Consider the following 24,189-nt stretch of genomic DNA (forward strand, 5'->3'; position numbering starts at 1 on the left):
CATAACCGGAATGACAAATAGGATCAGCAGCATGAAGCAAACAATGCTTATGCTGCTGATCCTATTGTAGCGTAAAATGGTCATTAAGGGGCAATGCTTAACTTAAGGTGGCGAGGCATTCAAGGATATTCAGAGTAAAATTTGATAATACCTTGGATTACAGTTCTTTAGGATGGTGATATGAATCCTCAGTTGGGAAAGGTTATACTGAAGAGAAGCCGGATTTTTGACAGACCGGCTAGGGGCTCTTTGTCCTTCGGATAGGGCGTTAATTTGCGGACTTAGGCTTTATCAAATTACGAGAAATGAGCAATTCAGCAATTTGAACGGCATTCAATGCTGCTCCTTTTCTTAAATTATCGGCGACAACCCAGAAAGCTAAACCATTTTCAACGGTGATATCTTCACGAACACGGCTAATAAAGGTATCATCTTCTCCGGTACCTTCATAAGGTGTGGTATAACCACCATCTTCGTGTTTATCGATAAGCTGACAGCCTGGTGCATCGCGGAAGAGCGCTTGTGCTTCAGATGCGCTTAGTGGTTTTTCAAATTCAACATGGACGGCTTCGGCATGACCGATAAAGACAGGGACCCGAACAGCAGTGGCTGTTAATTTAATTTTCGGATCGAGAATTTTCTTCGTCTCAACCGTCATTTTCCATTCTTCTTTTGTATAACCATCTTCCATGAAAACATCAATATGAGGAATGACATTAAAGGCAATGCGTTTAGTGAATTTTTTTGATGTAATTGGGTCTGCAACAAAAACTGCGCGTGATTGTTCGAAAAGTTCGTCCATTCCTTCTTTACCAGCTCCAGAAACAGACTGATATGTAGAGACAACAACACGTTTAATGATTGCAGCATCATGGAGAGGTTTTAAAGCTAAGACCAGTTGAATTGTTGAACAATTAGGATTTGCTATAATATTACGCTTAGAAAAGGCATTTATAGCTTCGCCATTGACTTCAGGGACTATCAACGGAACATTGGCATCATAGCGCCACGTGGAGGAATTATCGATGACGACACAGCCGGCAGCAGCAATTTTAGGGGCGTATTCTTTGGAAATGCTCCCTCCCGCAGACATAAGACAAAAATCTGTGTCAGAAAAATCGTAAGTATCCAGTGCTTTTACTTTTAAAGTTTTGTCTCCATAAGAAACTTCTTGTCCTAATGAGCGTCGTGATGCTAGAGGGACAATTTCATGCGCAGGAAAACCACGTTCTTCTAAAATTGTAAGCATTTCACGACCAACATTTCCTGTTGCGCCGACAATTGCAACTTTATAACTCATTTTCTATATACTCCTCATGTCTCTCCACGTTTATTCCCCGTGCTATACTCAGGAGAGAGTGAGTTGGTCAAGGAACATCATTAAATTATATTTTTGATTTTCAACAACTCAATTTTGTGCACACCAATCATCATTGTTAGCACAATAAATTGTTTTATTTCAAATAATACGTCTCTTTTAATTTTTCAGAATTGAAAAAATTGAATATTTTACGCTAAGCTATTATCTCTTTAGAAAACACTTTAATTAAGTGAATTTCTTATCTTCTGTCAATTGTTTACCTTCTCACTTTTGAATTTTTTAAGGATGGTATTACGTATCGCGTTGGTGGAATCTTTTAATACTTTATCTGTTAATTGTTGAATTATTTAATTTTCTCCCTATACCTTTAAAAGCGAAGCTTTCTATTACAGTCTGTAAACAGCTAGATTCTAGCGGCTTCCCATTTTTCACTTAAACTAAAGGCTCAACAAGCAGGCCTAAAAATATTTAAAAAGATATTGGGCATCTAAAAAACATTTGAATGTTTCAAGGAGGTATGCGTGCTTCATATCCTCATACCTTAAATGATAGAATTTATGGCACAACAAGATAAACTTAAGTATCCATATATAGATAAATTCTTATGAAAGTTATATATATTTTTTTTCGTGTCTATTTTTTACTTTATATTTCTTATTTTTACTTTAATCCTGTTATGCTATAAAATATCATTATTTGGAGTATGGTGGTATAAGATCTTTGATTTTTCTCGATATATTTAAGTGTTTTTTTAGTGTGTTGGAATATTCTTAGGCTTGTTTGGAGAGCCTTTTGTTTAAGTAACTCATATGAGTGGAAAGTCGTTGAACACCCCCATATTTACGTTTAATAAAAGAGCAAGTTAGCACCATCATCCATTTTTTCAGCGCCCAATGTCGTTACAGCTCTTGGTATGTGAGACGATTCAATAAGAGGTATGCCTTTTTGTACATTTTTACTCATACGCCAACTTTGCTTGTAATGTGCAAACAAGAGATTTTGATTGATTCAATATAGAACAAATTTGAAATGAAAGAAATTTACGATATTCGAAACACTTATTCAATATCAATAACGTTAAATTATCATTATAAATCAATGCACTATTTCTAAGTTAAACTCGTTAGAATTCGGATTATTTACAAATCAGATTAGATTAAGCATTTTCATTCTCATGAAGTGTGGGGAGACAGTCACAATTCTTGTCAAGATTATTAAGGACTTTGATTATCTTTGCAATGAACTTATGAAAATAAGGGGTTATTTTTTTCATCAGAAATCAACTGCAAAATTGCTCTTTGTTTTTTGCGGGTCAGTATTCTGAAATTTTTTAAAAGTAAATATTCTGCTTTGCTTGCTATTCTGTCATCACAATGATAGAGGTTCTCTTCTTTTTTTGCGCCATCAGCATAAAAGAAGGAAACGGGAACATCTAATATATGAGCAATTTCCTGTAAACGTCTTGCACTTACGCGATTTAAGCCTTTTTCATACTTTTGGATTTGTTGGAATGTTACGCCTAAATGACTTCCTAATTGTTTTTGAGAAAACCCCATGACGTTTCTTCTGAAGCGAATTTTTTTGCCTAAAGAAATATCGTAAAAATGTAGATTTTTGGCTTTCACTTGATGTCCCCTCCGGTTGCGAGCGCCCTCGCATTAGTATTCCGGGGTCTGGAAGTGCTGACTCAAAACAGCCCCTTGCTTTTAGTGCTGAAAGCACTTGGACATAACAAGAGCCCCCGGAAATTCCGGGATATCCGCAAAAGCGGTTTTATTTCTAGTTTGAGTTTTTCGGACATCTAGGACCTATTGATCGTTGTGTATATAACCAAAACACAAGTTTCATTCATAAGGAAATTATTTTCAATCGTCAATTGAAATTCAAATTGCTTATTCCAAGAAAATAAAGCTTATTTTTTAGCCTATAAGCTTATAGGAATGTCATGAAAACATAAATGTCCAGTTGTACTTATGTTCCCCTCCTGATTTAGGGTAAGTGCTTTTATATTGTACTTTCGCGATAGATCAACAAATTGATTTGTTATGATAAATCATTCTTTTTAACTAAAAATACAAAGCGGAATATCTTAAAACCTCTCATCACAAATCTTTTCATGTTGGATTAATTAAAATCTCTTGCTTGTACATCATAAGCGGGTGGGCCGTGTGGGTAAAAACAAGGGCTGTTTGAATCCTTTTTTCAGTTATTTTTATTCAGATATTTGTGTTGTGCAAGCGAATGTTTTTTATTGCTTCAGAATGAATAGACTGAAACGAGAAAAGCTGTGCTATTTGGGGCTTTGATTGCAAGGGGTAAAGCGATATAAATATCTTTTAAATCAGTGTATTTCTCTATTGTAAAATGCCTTTTCTCAGAACACGTGAATATTGAGAGACCATATGGATATAGAGGCTTGATAACAGTGGGCTTGTAGAAGGAAATTGCATGAGGATTTTTTATTTTTTATGCGTTATTTCTTCATTGTTTTGCAAAGGGCGCGCTTCTGAGGCAAGCATAATGGGAACGCCATCACGAATAGGGTAGGCAAGTTTGGCTTTGAGAGAAATGAGCTCTTGTGTTTTTCGGTTGAAAGAGAGAGTACCTTTCGTCATTGGGCAGACGAGCAATTCGAGCATTTTGGGATCTGTGGTCATTTTTTTCATGTTTGGACATTCATTAGTTTAAGCGGTAATCTGTTCCTGTTTGTTTCATGAGCGAGCGTTCTGTTAATGCAAGAAGAGTTTGGGCACGGCTTTCGATATCTGGAGCTTCAAGGAGAGCTTGTTTTTCTGCTGGTGTAAAGGGGATAAGGGCTGAAAAAGCATTAACCAATATAGGTGTAGGGGCTTCTATGATGCTGCTCCAATTATATTCCATTTCATGTATGGTTAGATATTTTTCTACAACGTCGAGTAAGTTCTCTCGGTTAATGCTTTCTTCAATATCAAATTCTTGCAAGTCTTTTATGTTTGATTGGATGAGAGCTGTTCGATAGGATTTTGTGTTTTTCAATTCTTGTTCTAAAGTGAAGCGGCAAACACCTTGTAAGATAATGAACAGTTGTCCGTTTCCTGTTTCACTGTAGTTTGTAATGCGCCCTATACAGCCTGTTTTATAAAGTTGTGTAGAGAAGCGATCTGTATCCGATGAAAGTGGTTGAATAATGCCCAATAGACGATCAGTTACCATAACATTTTCAATCATTTCAAGTGATTCTGGTTCAAAAATATTGAGTGATAAAAAACCACCGGGTAGTAAGAGTGCACCTTCTAAAGGAAAAAGAGCAATTTGCTTTGGAAGATCATTTTCGCAATTGTAAGAGATATTACCAGCTTTCATGAGTATTTTGTCACCTTTGTTCGGTAGTTTTAGTCTGTAAATAGTCGCTATTTATGACACTATTGAGAAAGCAGAAAACCTACTTCTTGTGCATTAAAATCATACTTATAAAATATTTGAAGTCCTTATTCTCAAAAAGAATATGAAACCCTATCTTTAAGGTTGAACTGCGCGCGAAAGAATATTGCTTTGCGATCTTTTTAGTGTGTGACGTTTTGCATGATTTTCAAGAGGTATTTTTGTTTATAGCTTTTGATTTTTGTCTTAAATTTCCTAAAATGTGTTCCTTGCAATTTTTGTAAGGTTCAAAAGGATAATATTATAAATCTTTTGAAGCAGCTTATGCAAGTTTTAAAATGAGAACATTTTCATCACTTTACTAATGACAGTGTGATAAAGATAGGCTATAGGTTTAAATATGCTGGAAAGAGCGTTATCGTTTCTTTCATTCTTTTGCGGGAGAGTGCAGATTGCAAATTTTCGCATTGCCGCCGAAGGGGAAATAGCCCATAATCTCTCAGGCTTTAAGGACCGTAAAAGGAAGAAGGCAGATCTGGAAAGTCGGGAGAACCCGCGCCGAAGGTGTAAGCGAAAAATCTTTTCGCGAGTCTCTCAGGTTGATGACAGAGGGGGCAGAGACGACCATATTCTGTGGGCGTTAGCGCAGCTTTGGAGTTATTATGGGCACAGCACAAGAAACATCTTTTTTAAAAACACTTCCTTTATATGATTTGCATGAAAAAGCAGGAGCAAAATTTGGTGCTTTTGCGGGCTGGAACATGCCTTTAACTTATCCTCTTGGCGTTTTAAAAGAGCATCTTCATACGCGTGCACATGCAGGACTTTTTGATATTTCTCATATGAAATTGATTGCGGTTGAAGGGGCACAAGCTGTGGAATTTTTGTCCTATGCTTTTCCCATTGATGCAGCAGCTTTAAAGATTGGGCATTCACGGTATAATTATTTGCTTAATGAGCAGGCTGGTATTCTTGATGATCTTATCATTACCCGTTTGGAAGAGGGTCGTTTTATGTTGGTCGCCAATGCTGGGAATGCACAGGCTGATTTTGTAGAATTGGAAAAGCGTGCGGTTGATTTTGAATGTCAAATGATTGCCCTTGAAAGGGTATTGCTTGCGCTTCAAGGTCCTGAAGCGGCAGCTGTTCTTGCTGATGCCGATTTACCAGGGAATGAATTGTTCTTTATGCAAGGATTCGAACCACAACAGGATTGGTTTATAACGCGTTCTGGTTATACGGGAGAGGATGGTTTTGAAATTGCTTTGCCTATAGGGCATGCGCATATGTTGGCTGAAAAATTGCTGAGTGATTCTCGTGTTGAGTGGATTGGACTTGCAGCACGCGATAGCTTGCGGTTGGAAGCAGGGCTGTGTTTGCATGGAAATGATATTACCCCTGATACGACACCTATTGATGCGGCTCTAACATGGGCTGTTCCTAAAAGTGTTCGAGAAAAAGCACAATTTTATGGTGCGAAGGCTTTTCTTGAAGCACTGCAAAAAGGACCGGCTCGTTGTCGTGTTGGATTAAAACCGCAAACGCGCCAACCTATTCGTGCCGGTGCGCTGCTTCTTGATGATCAAGGTAATGAGATTGGCATTGTAACATCAGGTGGTTTTGGTCCTTCTTTTGATGGTCCTGTCGCGATGGGTTACGTTCCTGTTGATTTTAAAGTTGAAGGGACACAAGTCTTTACAGAACTGCGAGGCAAAAAGATTGTATTATCAGTTCATTCTCTTCCCTTTGTTGAACAACGTTATTTTAAAGGATGATTTTTTATGTCTAAAACTTATTTTACACATGACCATGAATGGCTTAGCGTTGAAGGGCAAGTGGTGACTGTTGGGGTTACGCATTATGCGCAAGAGCAATTAGGGGATTTGGTTTTTGTTGATTTACCACAAAGTGGAACAAAACTTTCCAAAGGAGAGGCGGCGGCTGTTGTGGAATCAGTGAAGGCGGCTTCAGATGTTTATGCTCCTCTTGATGGTGAAGTGGTCGAAATAAATGAAGCATTGGCTGATAATCCTGAATTGGTAAATCAGAAAGCCGAAACAGAAGGCTGGTTATGGAAAATGACATTGCAGGATGAGACACAACTGGAAGGGTTATTGGATAAAGATGCTTATAAGGCTTTGATTGGATGAGTGGCATGATCGAGCGTTCTTTTTCTTCTCGACATATTGGGCTGCGTCCTGATGAAACACAAAAAATGCTTGATGTTTTAGAGCTTGATTGTGTTGAGACACTCATTTCTCAAGCTGTTCCACACTCTATCCATTTGGGACGTTCATTGAATCTTCCAGAGGCCGCTAGTGAAGGACAAGCCTTGGAAGAACTCTCCAAGATGATGGAGCGTAATTGTGTGCACAAAAGTTTTATTGGGCAAGGATATCATGGAACTTATGTGCCTCCGGTTATTTTACGAAATCTTTTTGAAAATCCTGCTTGGTATACTGCTTATACGCCTTATCAAGCAGAAATTAGCCAGGGTCGTCTAGAACTTTTGTTTTATTTTCAGACATTGGTTAGTGAACTAACAGGTTTGCCTGTTTCTGCTGCTTCCCTTCTTGATGAAGCAACTGCTTTAGCTGAAGCCAATGCCCTTGCTTTTCGCTTTTTCCGTGAGAAAAAAACAAAAATTTCTCTTCAGAGTCTTTTACATCCTCAGACTTTGAGTGTTGCGCAAACGCGTGCTGAAACACAAGGGATTCAGATTAGCCAAAATGGCGCAATTGATTCTGATACAGCGGCAATTGTTTTATCTTGGCCAGATACAAAAGGTTCTTTTCATGATTACAGTGAGATCATAAAAGAGGCAAAGGAAAAGGGAACTTTAGTTATCGTTGTAGCTGATCCTTTAGCGCTTACCCTTCAGGAGCCACCGGCTCAATGGGGGGCAGATATCGTTGTTGGCTCTATGCAGCGTTATGGCGTTCCGATGGGATTTGGTGGTCCACATGCTGGTTACCTTGCCGTGAGTGATGCGTTAACGCGTCTTATTCCAGGGCGTATTGTTGGTCAATCCGTGGATACCAAAGGACGCGTTGGTTTTCGTTTAGCTTTGCAAACACGTGAACAACATATTCGGCGCGATAAAGCGACGTCAAATATTTGTACAGCGCAGGCTTTGTTGGCTAATATGGCAACCGCTTATGCTGTTTGGCATGGGCCAAAAGGCTTACAAGAAATTGCGCAGCGAATTCATCATTTAACATGTCGTTTTGTTGCTGGTTTAGAAGCAGCAGGGGTTCATGTTGAAGGGAAAAGCTTTTTTGATTGTGTGAGTATTTCTGTTAAGGGAAAAGCGCGAGAGATTGCGCATCAAGCCAAAATAGGTGGGCGCCTTATTCGTGTTTTCGATGATGACACTATTGTAATCAATTTTGATGAATTATCAACAGAAGAAGATGCAGGTGCTTTAGCGCAGCTTTTTGGGGCACAATTAGGCGATCAGGTTTCTCCACGACTCTTTGGAAAAAAACGGGATGCTGCTTTTCTTTCTCAGCCTTTTTTTCATGCGGTTCATTCAGAGACAGATATGATGCGTTTTTTGCGTCGTTTAGCGGATAAGGATTTGGCGCTGGATCGCGCTATGATCCCTCTTGGTTCTTGTACAATGAAGCTTAATGCCGCGGCCGAATTAATGCCTGTAAGTTGGGTTAGCATGGCCAATATACACCCCTTTGTTTCACAAGAGGATGCAGCGGGATATTTGGAGATGATCAACCAGTTAAATGCGTGGTTGTGCGAAATTACAGGATTTGCGCAAGTTTCTTTTCAGCCAAATTCTGGTGCTCAAGGAGAATATGCTGGTCTTTTGGCTATCCGACGATATTACCAATCACGGGGTGAACATCAACGTACAGTTTGTCTTATTCCTGCATCTGCGCATGGTACCAATCCAGCCTCAGCCCATATGGCAGGTATGGAAGTCGTTGTGGTAAAATGTTTAAGCGATGGTGATGTTGATGTAGACGATCTCAAGATGAAAGCGCAATTGCATAAAGATAAATTGGCTGCTCTTATGATTACTTATCCTTCAACCCATGGTGTTTACGAGGAAAGCATTAAGGAAATTTGTTCTATTATTCATGAAAATGGCGGACAAGTTTATTTTGATGGTGCTAATCTCAATGCCCTTGTGGGGCTTGCTCGTCCTGCGGATATTGGCGCTGATGTTTGTCATATGAATCTTCATAAAACATTTGCCATTCCTCATGGTGGTGGTGGTCCTGGTATGGGACCAATTGGAGTTGCAGCGCATCTCAAACCATTCTTACCAGGTCATGAACAAGATGGGACAACACATGCGGTTTCGGCTGCTCCTTATGGAAGTGCGTCTATTCTTGCGATTACATGGATGTATATTCGAATGATGGGGGCTGACGGCTTAAAATATGCAACACAAATAGCCATTTTAAATGCCAATTATATTGCTGAACGTCTTTCAGCCGCTTATTCCATTCTTTATCGGGGCAAGCATGGACGTGTTGCGCACGAATGTATTGTGGATACACGCGTGTTGAAAGAGCAGTATGGGGTGAGTGTTGATGATATTGCAAAACGTCTCATTGATTATGGATTCCATGCGCCCACGATGTCGTTTCCTGTTCCGGGAACTTTGATGATTGAGCCAACGGAATCGGAACCAAAAGCAGAGATTGATCGTTTTTGTGATGCTTTACTCTCTATTGCTGAAGAAGCTAAGAAAGTTGGTAGCGGGGTTTGGCCAAAAGACAATAATCCATTGGTGAATGCCCCTCATACAGTGGCAGATACTTTAGATGATGCTTGGGCACGACCCTATTCGCGACAAGAAGCTGCTTTTCCCAAAAGTTTTCTTGATCCAGCCAATAAATATTGGCCTCCTGTATCGCGTATTGATAATGTTGCGGGAGACAGAATACTCATTTGTTCGTGCCCGCCATTGGGAAATACCTATTAAATAACAAATATGTATTTAATTTGTTTATTTGCATAAACAAAAAAGCCCACACATTTTGTGTGGGTTTTATACTTGTTGATCATGTTACTATGGAATTATTTGTCTATTTTCTAGAATTTTGCATTGTTTTTTTATAACATGAGCAAAATCGAAAAAGTCGACAAAAAGTTGTATTTTGTCGGCAATAGGCATGCTCTCCTTTGCCTTCTACCGTATGGTATGGTTTTAGTGACTAGGCGGCATCGTTCTAGCCAGCTGGTTCACGTAAACGAGAGCGAAACCTACGGAGGATAGGATCCCGTCTGTTGCATGTGTTCTGACATACTCCTTCTCACTAAGGTGACGACGGCCGGTTGTAGAAGAATAAAATCAATTTTAGTGTTTTTGATGATAAAGACACGAGAAACTCTGTTGTTGCATCTTTTCGAGTCAAGAATTGTCTAAATATTTCTCTTTAATCTGCTTTTTGTAAATATGACGCAAAAATATGTAAGAACACTTGTTAGAATGAGTAAACGCAAAGCCAAGTGTATTATGGTTGTTTTTTACAAGGTGTCTTATAAAAAGCCAGCACATTTTTCCACTTCATTGCAGGTCAGTTTGTGACTTTACGGCGCTGTTTTCCTAAGAGCTCGTGTGCTTTAGCTGTTGCCTGTAAATCAACATCCAAACTTAATGCAGCGACATGTTTTGAGCCAGAGATTGAGAAAAAAAGAGCTTTATGAGTAGTTCCTGCTTTTGTCTGTCAGGTGAGGGCGGGGGATTGCGTATTTCTGTTGACGTAATCTTTGAAACTGGAAAACAATCTCATTTTGGAAAATGTAAAGCCGTAAAGGTGAAAATCAATCATCAGTTTGTCATCTCCTCTTAATTCAGCTTTGCGGCTTTCAAAAGCATTTAAAGCAATATTTTTTTAATAATGGGGATTACATATTGCTCCATACTTTATATTTATTGTGTTCTTTAGTGGGGGAATGATCCTCATGTAAAACAGAACGCTTCAAAAAGAATATATTTGGGTTGTTAATTCACATGTTTGTTTTAAAGAGATATTTCGCTCCTAATCCCATTTCGCGACGGCGCTTGTGAATGGTGTAAGGGGGTAAATCCATTGATCCCCCAATCTTTACGCTTCATAACGGAGTAAGCCGGCACTATCATACACTTTGCCAGCGCCTAATGTTATAGCTCTTGGCACTATGGTTCATAAGAGGCATTATTCTTTTCTTAAATCATTTTTATCTACACATAGTCCAGCTTGTGGTATGCAAGCGAATGATTTTAATTGGGAAATTAATTTTAAAAACTTTGTAGTAGATTCTTTTTTGTCAATTTATGGGGAAAGGCTAAGTTTTTGTATTTTAGATGAAAGCTACTACCATAAAACAGTCCATCAACTTGCCTGTTTTGAGATTTCTGTGAATGTACGGTATCTATGACCATTCTATGTGGTTGATTGTTGTAAAATCTTTTGTAAAAGCCCCTCAATTTTCTAAAATGATGATTTTTATCAATTTATTTCTTTATGGCTAAAGAGTTTTTATGTGTAAATGTATTTATAGCGGGAGCCAAGAGATGTTAGAATTTCATTGGGAAGGGTATCGGCATCTATAGATACTTTTTCAAGTGTTTGATGGGGACCAATGAGTTCTACCCAGTCACCAGTTTGAGGTTTTTGTTCAAGATCGGTCGTATCTACAATAATGGAATCCATAGAAACCCGCCCAACCATGGGAAGTTTGTGCCCGTTGAAATAAACAGTTCCTTTATTCGAAAGAGCACGGAGCCAGCCGTCTGCGTAGCCTATAGAAATGGTTGCAAGAGTGCTTGGTCTGTTGGTTATAAAGCTTTCTGCATAACCAACAGGTGCTCCTATATCAACAACGCGGCTTTGAATGACTTGGGCTTCAAGTTTTAAAACAGGTTTCAAAGGTGACGGGTGTTTTCCCCGCGGATCAACTCCGTAAAGTGCAATGCCTGGACGAACAAGATCAAAATAAAAATCTGATCCTAGAAAGATACCTCCAGAATTGGCAAAGGAAACTTTGCAAGCAGGCAATTGTGCAAGGATAGTTTTGAAAGAAGTCAATTGGGCATAATTTGATGGGTGGGTATCATCTTCTCCGTTAGAAAGATGACTAAGAATATATTTTATTTCTGCTTTTTCGAAAATTGTAGGGTGTTTGATGAGTTTTTGTAATTCTTTTTGATCCAGTCCTAATCGGTTCATATGGGTATCGATTTGAACAATTGCTGGAAATTTTTTATCTTTTTTTTGACAAATTTTTTGCCAATTTTCAATGGCATTCCAAGAGTTTAGAACAGGAACAATACCAGATTGTGCGACAAACTCTTCTGCTAAGTGTGGAAGTCCATTCAGAATGGCAATCGTGACATTTGATGGTAAAATGCTTTTTAATTGGAGTGCTTCTCTGATTTGTGCGACAAAAAAAGTGCGACAACCAGCTTGATAAAGGGCAGGAGCAATTTTGTGAGTTCCTAATCCATAGGCATTTGCTTTTACAACTGCTGAACATTGTGTTGGAGCTACACGTTTGGCTAAAGTGATATAATTGGCAACAATGGCACTGACATCGATGGTTGCTACAGCTGTATAGAGTGATGTATTTATTTCATCATTAACGGATTTGTTCATTTTAAAAGCTTATCTGTGTTCGTGAAATACGGAGTTTTTTTGGTTGTTTCATTGAGGTTCTTTACGATATAGGGAAAGACACTATTTGCTATGGTCAAAATCATAAGAAGCCTATGCTGCCATTAAAGTCATTTTTTATGTAAAATGGTACTCTGGATATAAGAGATACTTTAGTTTTATTTGTGTTGTTATCAACATGGTATCTTATAATGATTTGTAAAACATAGACTTTTTACTTATTTGCCCTCGTTTAGGCATATAAAAAAATAAACATAGTTTATTGTATTGTATCATTTTGAAGAGTGCAATGTTAGACTATTATTGCTGGTGTGATTGTTGTGATTAAATATTGCATTGGCTGCTTGTTTAGAGAAGGTAAAATGATTAAATTAACCACGTTAAATCAATGTATTACAAGTTTTCTACTATGAGGGGGAAGATCACTCATCTGTGCAATTTTGGATGTCGTCTCATGCACTTAAAATTATTTTTGTTAAATGGAAAACAGTGTGTAAACACTTTTTGATACATTAAAACTGTTGATTTAGAAAACTCGTTGATTTGGATATTATTTGTTTTCAAGATGGATTGGGTATCCAGTATTTACTTTCTAGTCTTTGATTGGTTTTAAGTGAAATCAATTTTATCGCTTATAGAGCGTGCTAGACTCATTTATTTAATTTTGACATAAAAGTGTTAACCTTGAGGCTTTTGTGTTGAGAAAATTGTTGGCAGATGGTTGTGCAAGTACTATATCACGTCAAGGATTCGAAATTTAACGTTCAATAAAGATATGGGGAAGAGTATGAATACGTCTGCTACCAATGTTCCGTCAAGCATCAGCAGCGTTGCAAATTTTCCGATTCCTGAGAATGTGTTCGCCCTTACTGTCCAAGAGGTTTGTCACTATACAGATCGGTTATTTAAATTCCGTCTGAATCGTCCGGAAAGTTTTCGTTTTCGTTCGGGTGAGTTTGTTATGATCGGTTTGCCAAATGCAGAAAAGCCGGTTTATCGCGCTTATTCGATTGCAAGTCCCTTTTGGGATGAACAGCTTGAGTTTTTTTCGATAAAAGTTCCAGGGGGACCTTTAACCGAGCATCTCCAAAAAATTAAAATTGGTGATACAGTTCTCATGCGTAAAAAATCTACAGGAACGCTGGTGCTTGATGCTCTTATTCCTGGAAAACGTCTTTATCTTCTTTCAACTGGGACGGGGATTGCTCCTTTTGCAAGCCTTATTCGTGATCCTGAAACTTATGAAAAATTTGCAGAAGTTGTCCTTATTCAAACAACGCGCGAAAAAAATGAGTTAATTTATGCAAAAGATCTTGTTTACTCTTTGCAACAAGATCCACTCATTGGAGAGTATGCACAACAGTTGAGATTTTATCCTATGACTACTCGTGAAGCTTCTGAGCATATGGGGCGTATTACAACTGTGATGGAAAGTGGGGACTTTTTTGAAACAACTGGCCTTCCTAAGATTCATCCTGATGAGGATCGGGTGATGATTTGTGGTTCCATGGCTATGTTAAAAGATTGCGCAAGGATGTGTGAAAGCTTTGGTCTTGTTGAAGGGGCTAATAATGCTCCTGCTACTTATGTTGTAGAGCGTGCTTTTGTGGAGTAATGAGTGGGAAAATTGGTGCTTTATCTTCTTTCAAACCGGTACGGTTTTTTTTCTTTTGCAAGCTTTATTTGTGAGCCTGACATTTATGAAAAATTTTCAGAAGTTGTTTTTATTTAAATAACGCGCGAAAAGAATGAGTTAATTTATGCAAAAGATCTTGTTTCCTCTTTGCAATAAAATCCACTCATTGTGGGGCATATGCACAACAGCTGAAATTTTATTCTATGACTACTTGTGAGCTTTCTGAGCATATGGGGCGTATTACGACTGTTATGGAGAGTGGGTGCTTTTTTGAAACAAGCGGCTTTGAAACAATAGCACTCGCAAAATTCATCTCGATGAAGATCGGGTGATGATTTATGGTTTTATGACGATGTTAAAAGATTGCGCAAGGATGTGTGAAAGCTTTGGTCTTGTTGAAGGGGCTGATATTCTTGCACTTTACATTATATTGTAGAAAGAGCTTTTTTCGAGGGAGAGGGAAGTTGTGATGCGGTATATGCTAATGCAGTAATCGAATCCCAATCACTTATTGCAATGAGTTTTTGGGGCGCTATCCAAGAACCTCCAACGCAGAAGACATTGGGCAGTTGGAGCCATTGTGTTGCACTTTTTTGTGTAATACCGCCTGTTGGGCAAAACCGGATATCAGAGAAGGGAGATGCTAAAGCTTCGATGAAGGAAATACCTCCAGCAGCTTCAGCAGGGAAAAATTTAAGATATGAATAGCCTTTGTTTAATGCTTGCATGAGTTCACTTGGGGTCATTGCAGCGGGAAGAAGGGGAATTTCACTATTTTTTGCACAATTGATTAGTTCATTGGATAATCCGGGGCTTACAATAAACTTGGCTCCAGCTTGTTCGGCTTTTTCGTAATGTGTTGTGTTGAGAATTGTGCCGGCTCCAACAATTGCTTCAGGAACTTCTTGTGTAATTTTCTGAATTGCTTTGAGGGCATTTGGTGTTCGCAAGGTGATCTCAATTGTTTTTAATCCACCTTTGACAAGAGCGCGTGTTAAGGGTACAGCACTTTGTAGATTGTCAATGAGTAAAATAGGTATGACAGTTTGTCCTTGGAGATATAATAAAAGCTTTTCTCTTTTTTGGCACATGATATTTTTTCTTCTTGGAGATGATATTATTTGTATCGTTTGATTAAGCACAATATGTTAAAGAGTACATGAATAAATCTTGAAATTGAATGAAACGCGCGTTATGGCAAAACACATGGAAAAGAATTTTAAAGTTGCTGCACTTTATTGCTTTGCAGATTTGAAGCATTATCATCAATTACAAAAACCTTTGCAGGATTTATGTCAAGCAAAGGATATCAAGGGCACTCTGCTTTTAGCACAAGAGGGCATTAATGGAACGGTTGCTGGTTCTTGTGCTGCGATTGAGGCATTGGTGGATTTTATTACGGCTGAGCCAGCGTTTCAAACGCCGGAGATTAAATATTCATGGGCATCAAAAATGCCTTTTCATCGCATGAAAGTGCGTTTGAAAAAAGAGATTGTGACAATGGGGGTTGAAGGGGTTGATCCGCTAAAAGTTGTTGGTACTTATGTTGATCCTGAAGATTGGAATGCTCTTATTCAAGATGAAGAGACAATTTTAATCGATACACGGAATGACTATGAATATGCGATAGGGAGTTTTCAAGGAGCGATTGATCCGCAGATTAAAACATTTCGCGAATTTCCTGAATGGGTGCGTAAACATGAGGCTGAGTTAAAGAAAAAAAAGAAAATTGCCATGTTTTGTACAGGTGGTATTCGGTGTGAAAAATCAACAGCTTATGTTCGTGATCTTGGTTATGAGCAAGTCTACCATCTAAAAGGAGGTATTCTAAAATATTTAGAAAAAATTCCAAAAGAGAAAAGTTTATGGTGGGGTGAGTGTTTTGTTTTTGATGAGCGTGTTTCTGTTCAACATGGTCTTGAAGAATGTGGACGCGAATTATGTCGCGCGTGTCGTTCTCCTCTTAATGCTGAAAGCAAACTATCGCCTCATTATGAGGAAGGTGTTTCCTGTGATGCTTGTTATAACACGCGTAGTGAAGCCGATAGAGAGCGCTTTCGTGAGCGCCATAGGCAATTTCAATTGTTGAAGTTGCGTGCAATTGATTCTCATCAAGGGACATAAGGATATCGCAGTGTAGAGTTTTAAGTTGTAGCGTTTTTCTCTTAAATTTAAGAGAGAAGAGTTTTTTAATATTGGTAGAAAAATATTTTATAAGACCGGATATTATTCGGTCTTTTTGTTTATGTTAAATTATTTGACTTATAAATAATCATTATAGATTATTCGCTCTCCTTGACTTTATAGGATTGAGTTTTCAGATACTTTTCATTTTAAAATAGAACAGCCGTTCACCAACAGCGCAGAGGAGGGAGATTTATAGATTAAGAGAAAAGCGTATGAATAAGATGTGATTAATAAGAGGAGATGAAAAAGCAGATGCTAGGTGGAAAAAATAAAATGATAATAGGAGTTTATAATTTCAGAACTTAATATAGTACATTAATTTATAATGATAATTTATTTTCATTTGAATAAAGAGTTCAATATTGTGAACTTTATTGCTTTCAGATTAGATGAGAACGAATCGCGTAAAACTCATTCACTTGTACGTTGCAAATGGGAGCAACGTGTGGACAAAAATCATTTCAGATAAGGTGTTATGAAACATTTCAATGTAGGAGTTTCTGCAATATTGGGAGTTGGCAGATAGAATGGGAGCGTTTGTTTTTAATTTCATAAGTATAAAGAGGGTGAGATGTAGTTGATCTATATCATACAAGCTATATTATACGGGGATTTCTTCATGATATTTTGCTTAAGCGATGCTGTGAAATGAATGTGGAAGCAGGGATGTTTTTTAGGATGTAAATGAGAAAGATGATGGCGTTTTGTTGGGCGGAAGGACACGTTATCTTTAAAGACGATGGTGCTTCAGTCGTTACTATCCTCAGTCTTCAATGTTGGTCATCTTTGCATTTGAGAGGATATATAAGAGGTACTCCTTTTTTCAATTGTTTTTCATTTGTGATGCGCAAAAGAATGATTTTAATTGATTCATTGTAAGAGGGGTGAAATAAGAGGATTTTATAATGGGATTTTTATTTAAGGGCACAATAATAAATTGTCATTATAAATTAATGTTTTGAGTAATTTATTTTGCGTTATTTTCTGCTGCGGATATTAGGAGATAGAATAGGGTAAAGAAACGAGGGGCTTTAAAAGCAAGACAGTGATTTATGTTGCACGGATAATGTAAGGGGTGTGATCTCATGAAAGCGGATGGATGGCTTTGTCTGGGGGAGAGTGTTGTTTTTTTGCACCATTTTATCTTTAAGAATTAAAAAATGTTTAAAATTAAAAAAATGATTGAAATGAGAAAGGATTCGTTTTATAGGATGCCTTGCCCAAAGTCGCACGTGCCTGTGGGTGTCCGCTGGTTCTCAAATGGTGAGATTAACCGGTACGGTACCTGGAACTAACCGCTCCAGTCATTCTTACAGCCAATTGCAAGAATGAGGACATCTTGAAGCAACGACGGTGCGGGCCTTTCTGGTGTCTTCCAGCTTTTAAATGCTGGGATAACTATAGAGGCACACCTCATTGCCTTCAGTGCGGAAGTGGTTTTCTCAACTCCAATCAAAAAGGCAGATAAAATAGAATAACGCGGCTTTCGCGCTGTTCTTTCGCTGCATGCAATGCTAATTTCTGATTTTTTGTAATCAGAATGGGGATGGTTGTTGTGTGTTTTTTGTCCTTTAGCTTTTGGCAGCTTTGGCTGTCCAAGCATAGAGTGGGGGAGCTTTCCCTCAAGGAGAATTGCAGATGGCAACGCAACGTATTCGCGATTTTCTTGCAACACATCGTTCTGAAGGTCCATGCTTAATTGTTGACCTTGATGTTGTTCGTGACAACTATTTAAATTTTGAAAAAGCTCTGCCGCAGTCTCGTATTTTTTACGCAATAAAGGCAAATCCAGCTCCTGAAATCTTGCGTTTGCTGAGTTCTTTAGGATCTTCTTTTGATGCGGCTTCTGTTGCAGAAATTGAAATGGCTTTAAAAGCAGGAGCAACGTCAGAGCGTATTTCTTTTGGGAATACGATTAAAAAAGAGCGTGATATTGCACGGGCATATGCATTGGGAGTTTCACTTTATGCCGTTGATTGTGTTGAAGAAGTGGAAAAAATTGCGCGTGTTGCTCCAGGAACACGTGTTTTTTGCCGTGTTCTTACCGATGGCAAAGGTGCAGAGTGGCCATTGTCACGCAAATTCGGTTGTGTTCCAGCTATGGCGGTTGATGTTCTAAGACGGGCACATCAATTGGGTTTGCAAGCCTACGGTGTTTCTTTTCATGTTGGATCTCAGCAGGTTGATCTGAGTGCGTGGGATCGTGCTTTATCGGATGCTGCTACAGTGTTTAAGCGTTTGGAACAAGAAGGTATTTCACTGAAATTGGTGAATATGGGGGGTGGTTTTCCAACGCGTTATTTGAAAGATGTCCCTACAGAACAAGCTTATGGTACAGCAGTTTTTGATTCATTGAAAAAGCATTTTGGTAATCGTATCCCTGAGACGATTATTGAGCCAGGACGTGCGATGGTTGGCAATGCTGGTGTTATTCGTACAGAAGTTGTTCTAATATCTAAAAAAGCTGATAATGATAATGTACGATGGGTTTATCTTGATATTGGAAAATTTAATGGTCTTGCTGAGACTATGGATGAAGCCATTCGTTATCCTATTGAGACACCTCATGATGATAAGGTAATGGAGCCTTGTATTTTGGCTGGACCAACATGCGATTCGGCAGATGTTCTCTATGAAAAAACACCTTATCCGCTTCCTCTATCCCTAACGATAGGAGATGAAATATTGATTCATGGAACGGGTGCTTACACAACAACTTACGCATCGGTTGCTTTTAATGGTTTTGAGCCTTTACGATCATATGTGATCTGAGGTTTCCTTTTAACTATAGTTTTTTTAGACTTTTGGCTATGCTCGTCATGGCGCTATAAGAGGGCGGTCATTGAGATGAACATGATGAACTTTCAAACAAAAGATGGGGCATATTTTACACTTTTATTGGAGCAAGAAGCCGATAAGCCTTATCGAGAAATTTTGCTTGATTCAACGATGGGGTATGGACGTAAACGTAAATCATCAGAGGCTTTACGTCGTGGTCGGTTAGCTGCTCAAGGACTTTCTTTTGTGGTTAAAAATGCGCTTGGAGAGCTTGTGGGAAGTGTCCGTCTTTGGCATGTTTCTTTTTTTAAAAGAAAAAATAAAACACAACATGCTTTACTTTTGGGCCCCTTGGCTGTTGCATCTGAATGTGCTGGTATGGGAATAGGATCAATTTTAGTCCGCCATGCAATTGAAACAGCAAAAAAATTGGGATATGGCGCCATTTTTCTGGTAGGGGATTTTGAATTTTATAAACGTTTTGGCTTTTCAAATAGTTTAACAGAAAATTTGGCAATGCCTGGTCCTTACGAAAAGCATCGCTTTCAAGCGTTGGAACTGATACCACATTATCTTTCTGGGTGTTATGGTACTTTGGTTCCTAGTGGAGAACGAGAAGTTTCAAATCGTTTTCAGCATCATAAAGTGGCTTGAAGATCGTGTTTATTTTGTTTTTCAACAGCTGGCTTTGAGGAGAGCATACTGTTTTGGTTAGAGCCAAAGTATTTAGCGGTACAAAGTTTTTGGGGAGTTGTATTGCGATTTTATTATATGGCTGGTTTCTTATTTTTGATAATTTCAGTTAAGTGAGTAGGAATATATTTTAAGCTCATTTTTTGAAATAGCGTCCTATTTTATAATATTAAAGGAACCGGATTTTTGAGTGGTTTTGTATTCTTTTAAAGCCAGTATCATCATACATTTTGCAGTTTTCAATATCGTTGGTAGATCTTGCATCGAAACGGTTGGATATTTTACTTTTTTCTTAAACAGTTTTTGTTTCTTTGCTTTTTATGTGCAAGGGAATGGTTTTGATTGATTCAATAGAGAGATATTTTGAGAAATTTTATACAATTTTAGCGCTTGTTGAAAGAGAAGGGGCTTAAGAAAGAAAAAACTGCAGCAGTAGAATCAAAATTATAGGTATCAGCTTTTTTAAAAGAGTGTAAAAAAATAAAATTACATGTTCAAAAGCAGCTTTTTTGAAAAAAAATATATCATTACTTTTTTGCTATAAAGGTAAATCGTTTTGCAATTGGCATGAGAGGATCAAATACAAAATGATTTTTTCATGTAAAATTTTGCATTCAGAATCAAAAAACGTTACTCTACACATTATAAGGGAAATAGGTGTGTGAATAAAAATCACAAGAATCATAAATCTTTTATGAATATTCTTGTAAGACTCAAAAGAGTAAAGGGCAAAGAATCTTTTAATCTTTTGTGCCCTATGGTGATAAATCAAAAATCTTATAGAAATAGCTGCTTTATCTTTATAGTGTGGAGCACGTTAGGTAAGATCTTTGTTTACCGATCATCTAAAACAATTTTTGTATGCGAGAAGTTATTTTAAAAGTGCGTAAAGAGCCCGCATTGAAAAGAATTTTTATCAGAAGAATCATTTAGAATCGCATATTTATTTATACTGTCTCTTGAGAAAAGATAAAGTGCATAGGAAGCGAGGAAAGTGATAAGGATAAAAAATATTTCTCAATTTTAATTAAGCTTAGTGATTTGGTGGTGAATCCATGAGAGGTGGTATTTTTTTGAGAAACATGGTCATAAATGTCAAAACACCAAAGATGATGGTTATGATAAAGAAAATATCACTAAAAGCCATAATCATTGCTTGTATGCGTACCATATTAAACAATTGAGAAAGAGCCAGGGTATAGGAATCAAAGGTTTCTGTTTTGAATAATAAAGTAAGCTTTGAAAGCATTTCAGTTGCTTGTCTGTTTGCGTGGTTAAGTGTTTCGGCTATTCGTTCATAATGGAAGTGCGTGCGTTTTGTCATGAGAGTGCTGATAATGGCAAGCCCTACAGCACCACCTAGATTCCGTGTGAGATTAAAGAGTCCAGAAGCATTTTGCATTCGTTCTGGTGGGAGTGTTCCCAAGGCAATATTATTAATAGGAACCATACATAACATTACAGAAGCACCACGGAAAACTTGCGGCCAAAAAAGCTGCCAAAAATCCCACTTATCTGTGATAGTGCTTGCCATCCAAGTGCCTATTGCAAAACCAAAAAGTCCTATTGCCATCATTAAACGTGCATCCATTCGTGCTGAAAGGAATCCTGCAAGGGGAGCCGTTAATAACATGACGAATCCTGAAAGAAACAATGTTTCTCCAATCATAAGGGCATCATAATGGCGGATTTGGCTCAAATAGACAGGATAAAGGTACGTGAGTCCATAAAGGCCTATCCCCAGTGAAAAGGAAAAAATGGATGCAGCTGAAAAATTAAAATTAGAAAAAGTAGAGAGATCTACAATGGGTTCTTTTGCTGTAAAAGCACGCCAGAAGAACAAGGCGGCAGCAAGAATCATGATAATGAACAAATTCCGAACCAGCCTATCATTCAGCCAATCATGACGTGCGCCTTCTTCTAGTACATACTCTAAAGTTCCTAGAAAAACAGCCATAGAAATGAGCCCCAACCAGTCAAATTTAGCCATGAGAGATGGATTTGCTTTATCAAAATCAATCAACTTCCAAGCGAGAATTGAAATAATAATCCCAAAAGGCACATTAATGAGAAAAAGCCAGTGCCATGATAAGATATGACAAAGATAACCTCCGACCGTTGGACCAATAGTAGGGGCTAATGTTGCGACTAGTCCAACAATAGGGGTAACAATTGGGCGTTTAGAAGGAGGAAAAAGAACATAAGAGGCGACAAAAACGCTTGGGATAATTCCTCCACCAATAAAACCTTGCAATGCACGGTAGATAATCATCTCTCCAATAGATGTTGCTGTTGCACAAAGAACAGAAGTAATCGTAAACCCGATCGCTGATATGGTGAAGAAAACACGTGTTGAAAGCAATCTTCCTAAGAATCCAGAAAGGGGCAACATGATGACTTCAGCGATGAGATAGGAGGTTTGAACCCATGAAATTTCTTCAGAGCTTGCAGAAAGACCAGCTTGAACTTCGGCTAAAGAGGAGGCAACGATTTGTATATCCAAAATCGCCATGAACATGCCAAAGGCCATAACTGTGAAAATCACAATGTTACGGATTTCTATGCGCTCTTGAGACTGTAAGGGCTTTGGTATTGAAGATGTCATAATAATGAGGTCATTTGCTTGTTATTATAAGAGACTTTTATCTTGTGGTTTTGTACGTGTATCAACTTCTACTGAAACACTCATTCCTGCTCGGATATGTCCGGTCTTTAAGACTTCTTCTGGAATAGAAATACGTATGGGAATGCGTTGGACAATCTTTGTAAAGTTACCGGTTGCGTTTTGTGGAGGAAGAAGAGAAAAAACAGCACCTGTTGCGGGTGAAATAGAAAGCACTGTTCCTGTAAAGACCTGCTTTTTGAAGGCATCAACAGAAATATAAGCCTTTTGTCCCGCATGAATATTTTGCAACTGTGTTTCTTTATAGTTTGCTTCAATATAAAGTGCATGGATGGGGACTAACGCTGCAAGACGTTGGCCATTTACAACAAAATCTCCCGTTTTTGCTGTTAAATTTCCTATGATTCCATCAAATGGCGCGCGTATAATGGTTGAATCAAGATCACGTTGTGCTTTTTCACGCGAAAGTTCTAAACTCTTTGTTTGGCTTTCTGTTTCACTTCGTTGTGCTTCTAGTACTCGGATATTTGCACGTGCTGCAGCGATTTGTGCATCTGCTCTGTTAATATTTGCAATGGCTTGTTCATAAGCTGATTTGGCATCATCGACATCAGATTGAGGAGCATAACGATTGGCTTTCAGTTCTGTTACACGTTTTAAGGTGAGTTGTGCATTGGTTGCTATGGCTGAAGCGGCTGCTTTTTGCGCTTTTGCATCATCTAAAGCACTATGAGCGGCTGTGATTTGTGCATCAATGCGTAGAAGTGTTTTTTTCTGTGTGTCAAGATGCGCTTTTGTTTGATCCAAGGCTATTTGATAATCACCATTGTCTAAGTAAAATAAAACATCGTCCTTTTTTACAACTTGGTTGGCTTTAATGGCAATTTTTTCAATATATCCATTTAATTTAGTCGCAATAGCGGCTATATCTCCTTGTACATAGGCATCTTCAGTGGATAGCATATAACGCCATTGCGTTATCCATTTGTAGCTAAACCAAACCACAAAGAGTGCAAAGACAATAAGAAGAGCCTTGATTACTTTCTTTTTTTGCGTTTTATTGAAATTTTTGGTTGAAAAAATTGTCTCAGCTACGGACATGATTTTATACTTTCAATATTTATGTTCCAATGAGTATAATAAACCCATCACTAAGATCGGGTGATATACATGCACGGACGATAAGAGCTTTTCAAACAATAAGGTGATCCCTGGTACATAATGCTAAATATATAAACTTGCAAGTTAGAGATCTTGTTTTCAAGTTAGCGGTCTTATTTTATTGCGCATTTTTTACAAAGACCTCGTACTTCTAGGGTGCTTTTATGTGCTTGGAAGTCAACAGCTTGAACCATCTGTTTTAAACTCGATACAATCGTTTGATTTTGTATTTCGTTGACTGTGCCACAGTTTTCGCAAATTATAAACGTTGTAAGTTCATGTTGACAGTTTTCAGGGTGTAAACAGACCATAAAGGCATTTACACTTTCAAGACGATGAATACACTTTAACTGTACGAGTTTTTCTAACGCACGATAAACTTGGAGAGGTGCACGAAAACCTTCTTCGCGTAAGTGATTGAGAATCGCATAAGCACTTAAAGGCCCTTTTGCATTTTTTAAAGTGTTTAAAACCAATGTTTGGTTACGCGTCAGTTTAGATGACATTGACATCTTCCTTTTGCTCCCATGGAAAAGCATAAAGCGTGTAAGATATTTATGCAATGGTGATTATAGAATATGTACTCTATCTTTAGCCTTTTACATGACATCCTTGCGATATGTAAGAAAAGTTGCAATCGTTGTGAGGGGAGGGGTATTATAATCTGAAAGCCGCCGCTATCGGGCATGAAAGTTTTATACGCTTCTTATTTTGCCTATAATTGCTTGTTGCCAATAATATCTTGAAATAGGATTTTTTGTTTAATATTTTATTGGTATTGTTTGGGGCATTTTATTTAAAAAAA

At 38.1% G+C, this 24,189-nt stretch carries 18 protein-coding genes, 1 pseudogene and 1 riboswitch; of the genes and pseudogenes, 9 read left to right on the top strand and 10 right to left on the bottom strand.

Annotated features, from left to right (window positions below; all coding sequences use genetic code 11):
- Positions 1 to 268: 268 nt before the first annotated feature.
- The 4 genes from ACFINU_RS06885 to ACFINU_RS06900 form a co-directional block, all read right to left on the bottom strand.
- A complete protein-coding gene (locus ACFINU_RS06885) occupies positions 269 to 1,300 on the bottom strand; it encodes an aspartate-semialdehyde dehydrogenase (protein WP_375618537.1) in 1,032 nt (343 codons plus the stop codon).
- 1,265 nt (positions 1,301 to 2,565) lie between these two features.
- On the bottom strand, positions 2,566 to 2,946 hold the full coding sequence (locus ACFINU_RS06890) for a helix-turn-helix domain-containing protein (protein WP_375612292.1): 381 nt from the start codon (positions 2,944 to 2,946) through the stop codon (positions 2,566 to 2,568).
- 834 nt (positions 2,947 to 3,780) lie between these two features.
- Complete coding sequence (locus tag ACFINU_RS06895) at positions 3,781 to 3,987, bottom strand: Trm112 family protein (protein ID WP_273791466.1); 207 nt, start codon at positions 3,985 to 3,987, stop codon at positions 3,781 to 3,783.
- A gap of 13 nt (positions 3,988 to 4,000) precedes the next feature.
- Complete coding sequence (locus ACFINU_RS06900; RefSeq protein ID WP_375610818.1) at positions 4,001 to 4,663, bottom strand: LON peptidase substrate-binding domain-containing protein; 663 nt, start codon at positions 4,661 to 4,663, stop codon at positions 4,001 to 4,003.
- Positions 4,664 to 5,109: 446 nt separating this feature from the next.
- Positions 5,110 to 5,207, top strand: a riboswitch (glycine riboswitch).
- 136 nt (positions 5,208 to 5,343) lie between these two features.
- On the opposite strand from ACFINU_RS06900, the gene gcvT reads away from it, so the two are divergent.
- The 4 genes from gcvT (at position 5,344) to ACFINU_RS06920 (ending at position 10,503) form a co-directional block, all read left to right on the top strand.
- On the top strand, positions 5,344 to 6,456 hold the full coding sequence (gcvT, locus tag ACFINU_RS06905) for a glycine cleavage system aminomethyltransferase GcvT (RefSeq protein WP_375618536.1): 1,113 nt from the start codon (positions 5,344 to 5,346) through the stop codon (positions 6,454 to 6,456).
- Positions 6,457 to 6,462: 6 nt separating this feature from the next.
- A complete protein-coding gene (gene gcvH, locus ACFINU_RS06910; RefSeq protein WP_375618535.1) occupies positions 6,463 to 6,831 on the top strand; it encodes a glycine cleavage system protein GcvH in 369 nt (122 codons plus the stop codon).
- 5 nt (positions 6,832 to 6,836) lie between these two features.
- Positions 6,837 to 9,632, top strand: coding sequence for an aminomethyl-transferring glycine dehydrogenase (gene gcvP / locus ACFINU_RS06915; protein ID WP_375618547.1), 2,796 nt, complete (start codon positions 6,837 to 6,839; stop codon positions 9,630 to 9,632).
- 721 nt (positions 9,633 to 10,353) lie between these two features.
- On the top strand, positions 10,354 to 10,503 hold the full coding sequence (locus ACFINU_RS06920) for a hypothetical protein (protein WP_375618534.1): 150 nt from the start codon (positions 10,354 to 10,356) through the stop codon (positions 10,501 to 10,503).
- A gap of 669 nt (positions 10,504 to 11,172) precedes the next feature.
- Here ACFINU_RS06920 and alr read toward each other — a convergent pair.
- A complete protein-coding gene (gene alr / locus ACFINU_RS06925) occupies positions 11,173 to 12,288 on the bottom strand; it encodes an alanine racemase (protein WP_375618533.1) in 1,116 nt (371 codons plus the stop codon).
- An 805-nt stretch (positions 12,289 to 13,093) separates the two neighbouring features.
- On the opposite strand from alr, the gene ACFINU_RS06930 reads away from it, so the two are divergent.
- Both ACFINU_RS06930 and ACFINU_RS06935 read left to right on the top strand, forming a co-directional pair.
- Positions 13,094 to 13,921, top strand: a complete 828-nt coding sequence (locus tag ACFINU_RS06930; protein ID WP_375618532.1) for a ferredoxin--NADP reductase — start codon at positions 13,094 to 13,096, stop codon at positions 13,919 to 13,921.
- A gap of 18 nt (positions 13,922 to 13,939) precedes the next feature.
- Positions 13,940 to 14,389, top strand: a pseudogene (locus ACFINU_RS06935) (ferredoxin--NADP reductase); the annotation flags it as partial.
- Here the strand turns inward: ACFINU_RS06935 and eda are convergent.
- Entirely contained in the window at positions 14,368 to 15,033 is a 666-nt protein-coding gene (gene eda / locus ACFINU_RS06940; protein WP_375618531.1) for a bifunctional 4-hydroxy-2-oxoglutarate aldolase/2-dehydro-3-deoxy-phosphogluconate aldolase, read from the bottom strand. The pseudogene ACFINU_RS06935 and the gene eda overlap by 22 nt on opposite strands.
- 115 nt (positions 15,034 to 15,148) lie before the next feature.
- On the opposite strand from eda, the gene ACFINU_RS06945 reads away from it, so the two are divergent.
- Positions 15,149 to 16,066 carry a rhodanese-related sulfurtransferase gene (locus ACFINU_RS06945; protein ID WP_375618546.1) on the top strand — a complete coding sequence of 306 codons (918 nt, stop codon included), beginning with the start codon at positions 15,149 to 15,151 and terminating at the stop codon, positions 16,064 to 16,066.
- 1,354 nt (positions 16,067 to 17,420) lie between these two features.
- On the opposite strand, the gene ACFINU_RS06950 is transcribed toward ACFINU_RS06945, so the two are convergent.
- A complete protein-coding gene (locus ACFINU_RS06950; protein WP_375618530.1) occupies positions 17,421 to 17,732 on the bottom strand; it encodes a hypothetical protein in 312 nt (103 codons plus the stop codon).
- Positions 17,733 to 17,767: 35 nt separating this feature from the next.
- Here ACFINU_RS06950 and ACFINU_RS06955 point away from each other — a divergent pair, with 35 nt between their 5' ends.
- Together ACFINU_RS06955 and ACFINU_RS06960 are read left to right on the top strand one after the other, a co-directional pair.
- Positions 17,768 to 18,901, top strand: a complete 1,134-nt coding sequence (locus tag ACFINU_RS06955) for a type III PLP-dependent enzyme (protein ID WP_375618529.1) — start codon at positions 17,768 to 17,770, stop codon at positions 18,899 to 18,901.
- 75 nt (positions 18,902 to 18,976) lie between these two features.
- Positions 18,977 to 19,561, top strand: a complete 585-nt coding sequence (locus ACFINU_RS06960) for a GNAT family N-acetyltransferase (protein ID WP_375618528.1) — start codon at positions 18,977 to 18,979, stop codon at positions 19,559 to 19,561.
- Between the two features lie 1,072 nt (positions 19,562 to 20,633).
- On the opposite strand, the gene ACFINU_RS06965 is transcribed toward ACFINU_RS06960, so the two are convergent.
- The 3 genes from ACFINU_RS06965 to ACFINU_RS06975 all read right to left on the bottom strand — a co-directional run bounded on the left by ACFINU_RS06965 (position 20,634) and on the right by ACFINU_RS06975 (position 23,890).
- On the bottom strand, positions 20,634 to 22,205 hold the full coding sequence (locus ACFINU_RS06965; RefSeq protein WP_375618527.1) for a DHA2 family efflux MFS transporter permease subunit: 1,572 nt from the start codon (positions 22,203 to 22,205) through the stop codon (positions 20,634 to 20,636).
- 24 nt (positions 22,206 to 22,229) lie between these two features.
- Positions 22,230 to 23,324: an HlyD family secretion protein gene (locus ACFINU_RS06970; RefSeq protein WP_375618526.1), complete on the bottom strand. Its 1,095-nt coding sequence runs from the start codon at positions 23,322 to 23,324 to the stop codon at positions 22,230 to 22,232.
- Between the two features lie 173 nt (positions 23,325 to 23,497).
- Positions 23,498 to 23,890: a Fur family transcriptional regulator gene (locus tag ACFINU_RS06975; RefSeq protein WP_375612302.1), complete on the bottom strand. Its 393-nt coding sequence runs from the start codon at positions 23,888 to 23,890 to the stop codon at positions 23,498 to 23,500.
- Positions 23,891 to 24,189: the final 299 nt, after the last annotated feature.

It is taken from the genome of Bartonella sp. AC130YNZD, assembly GCF_042196865.1.
GTDB lineage: Bacteria > Pseudomonadota > Alphaproteobacteria > Rhizobiales > Rhizobiaceae > Bartonella.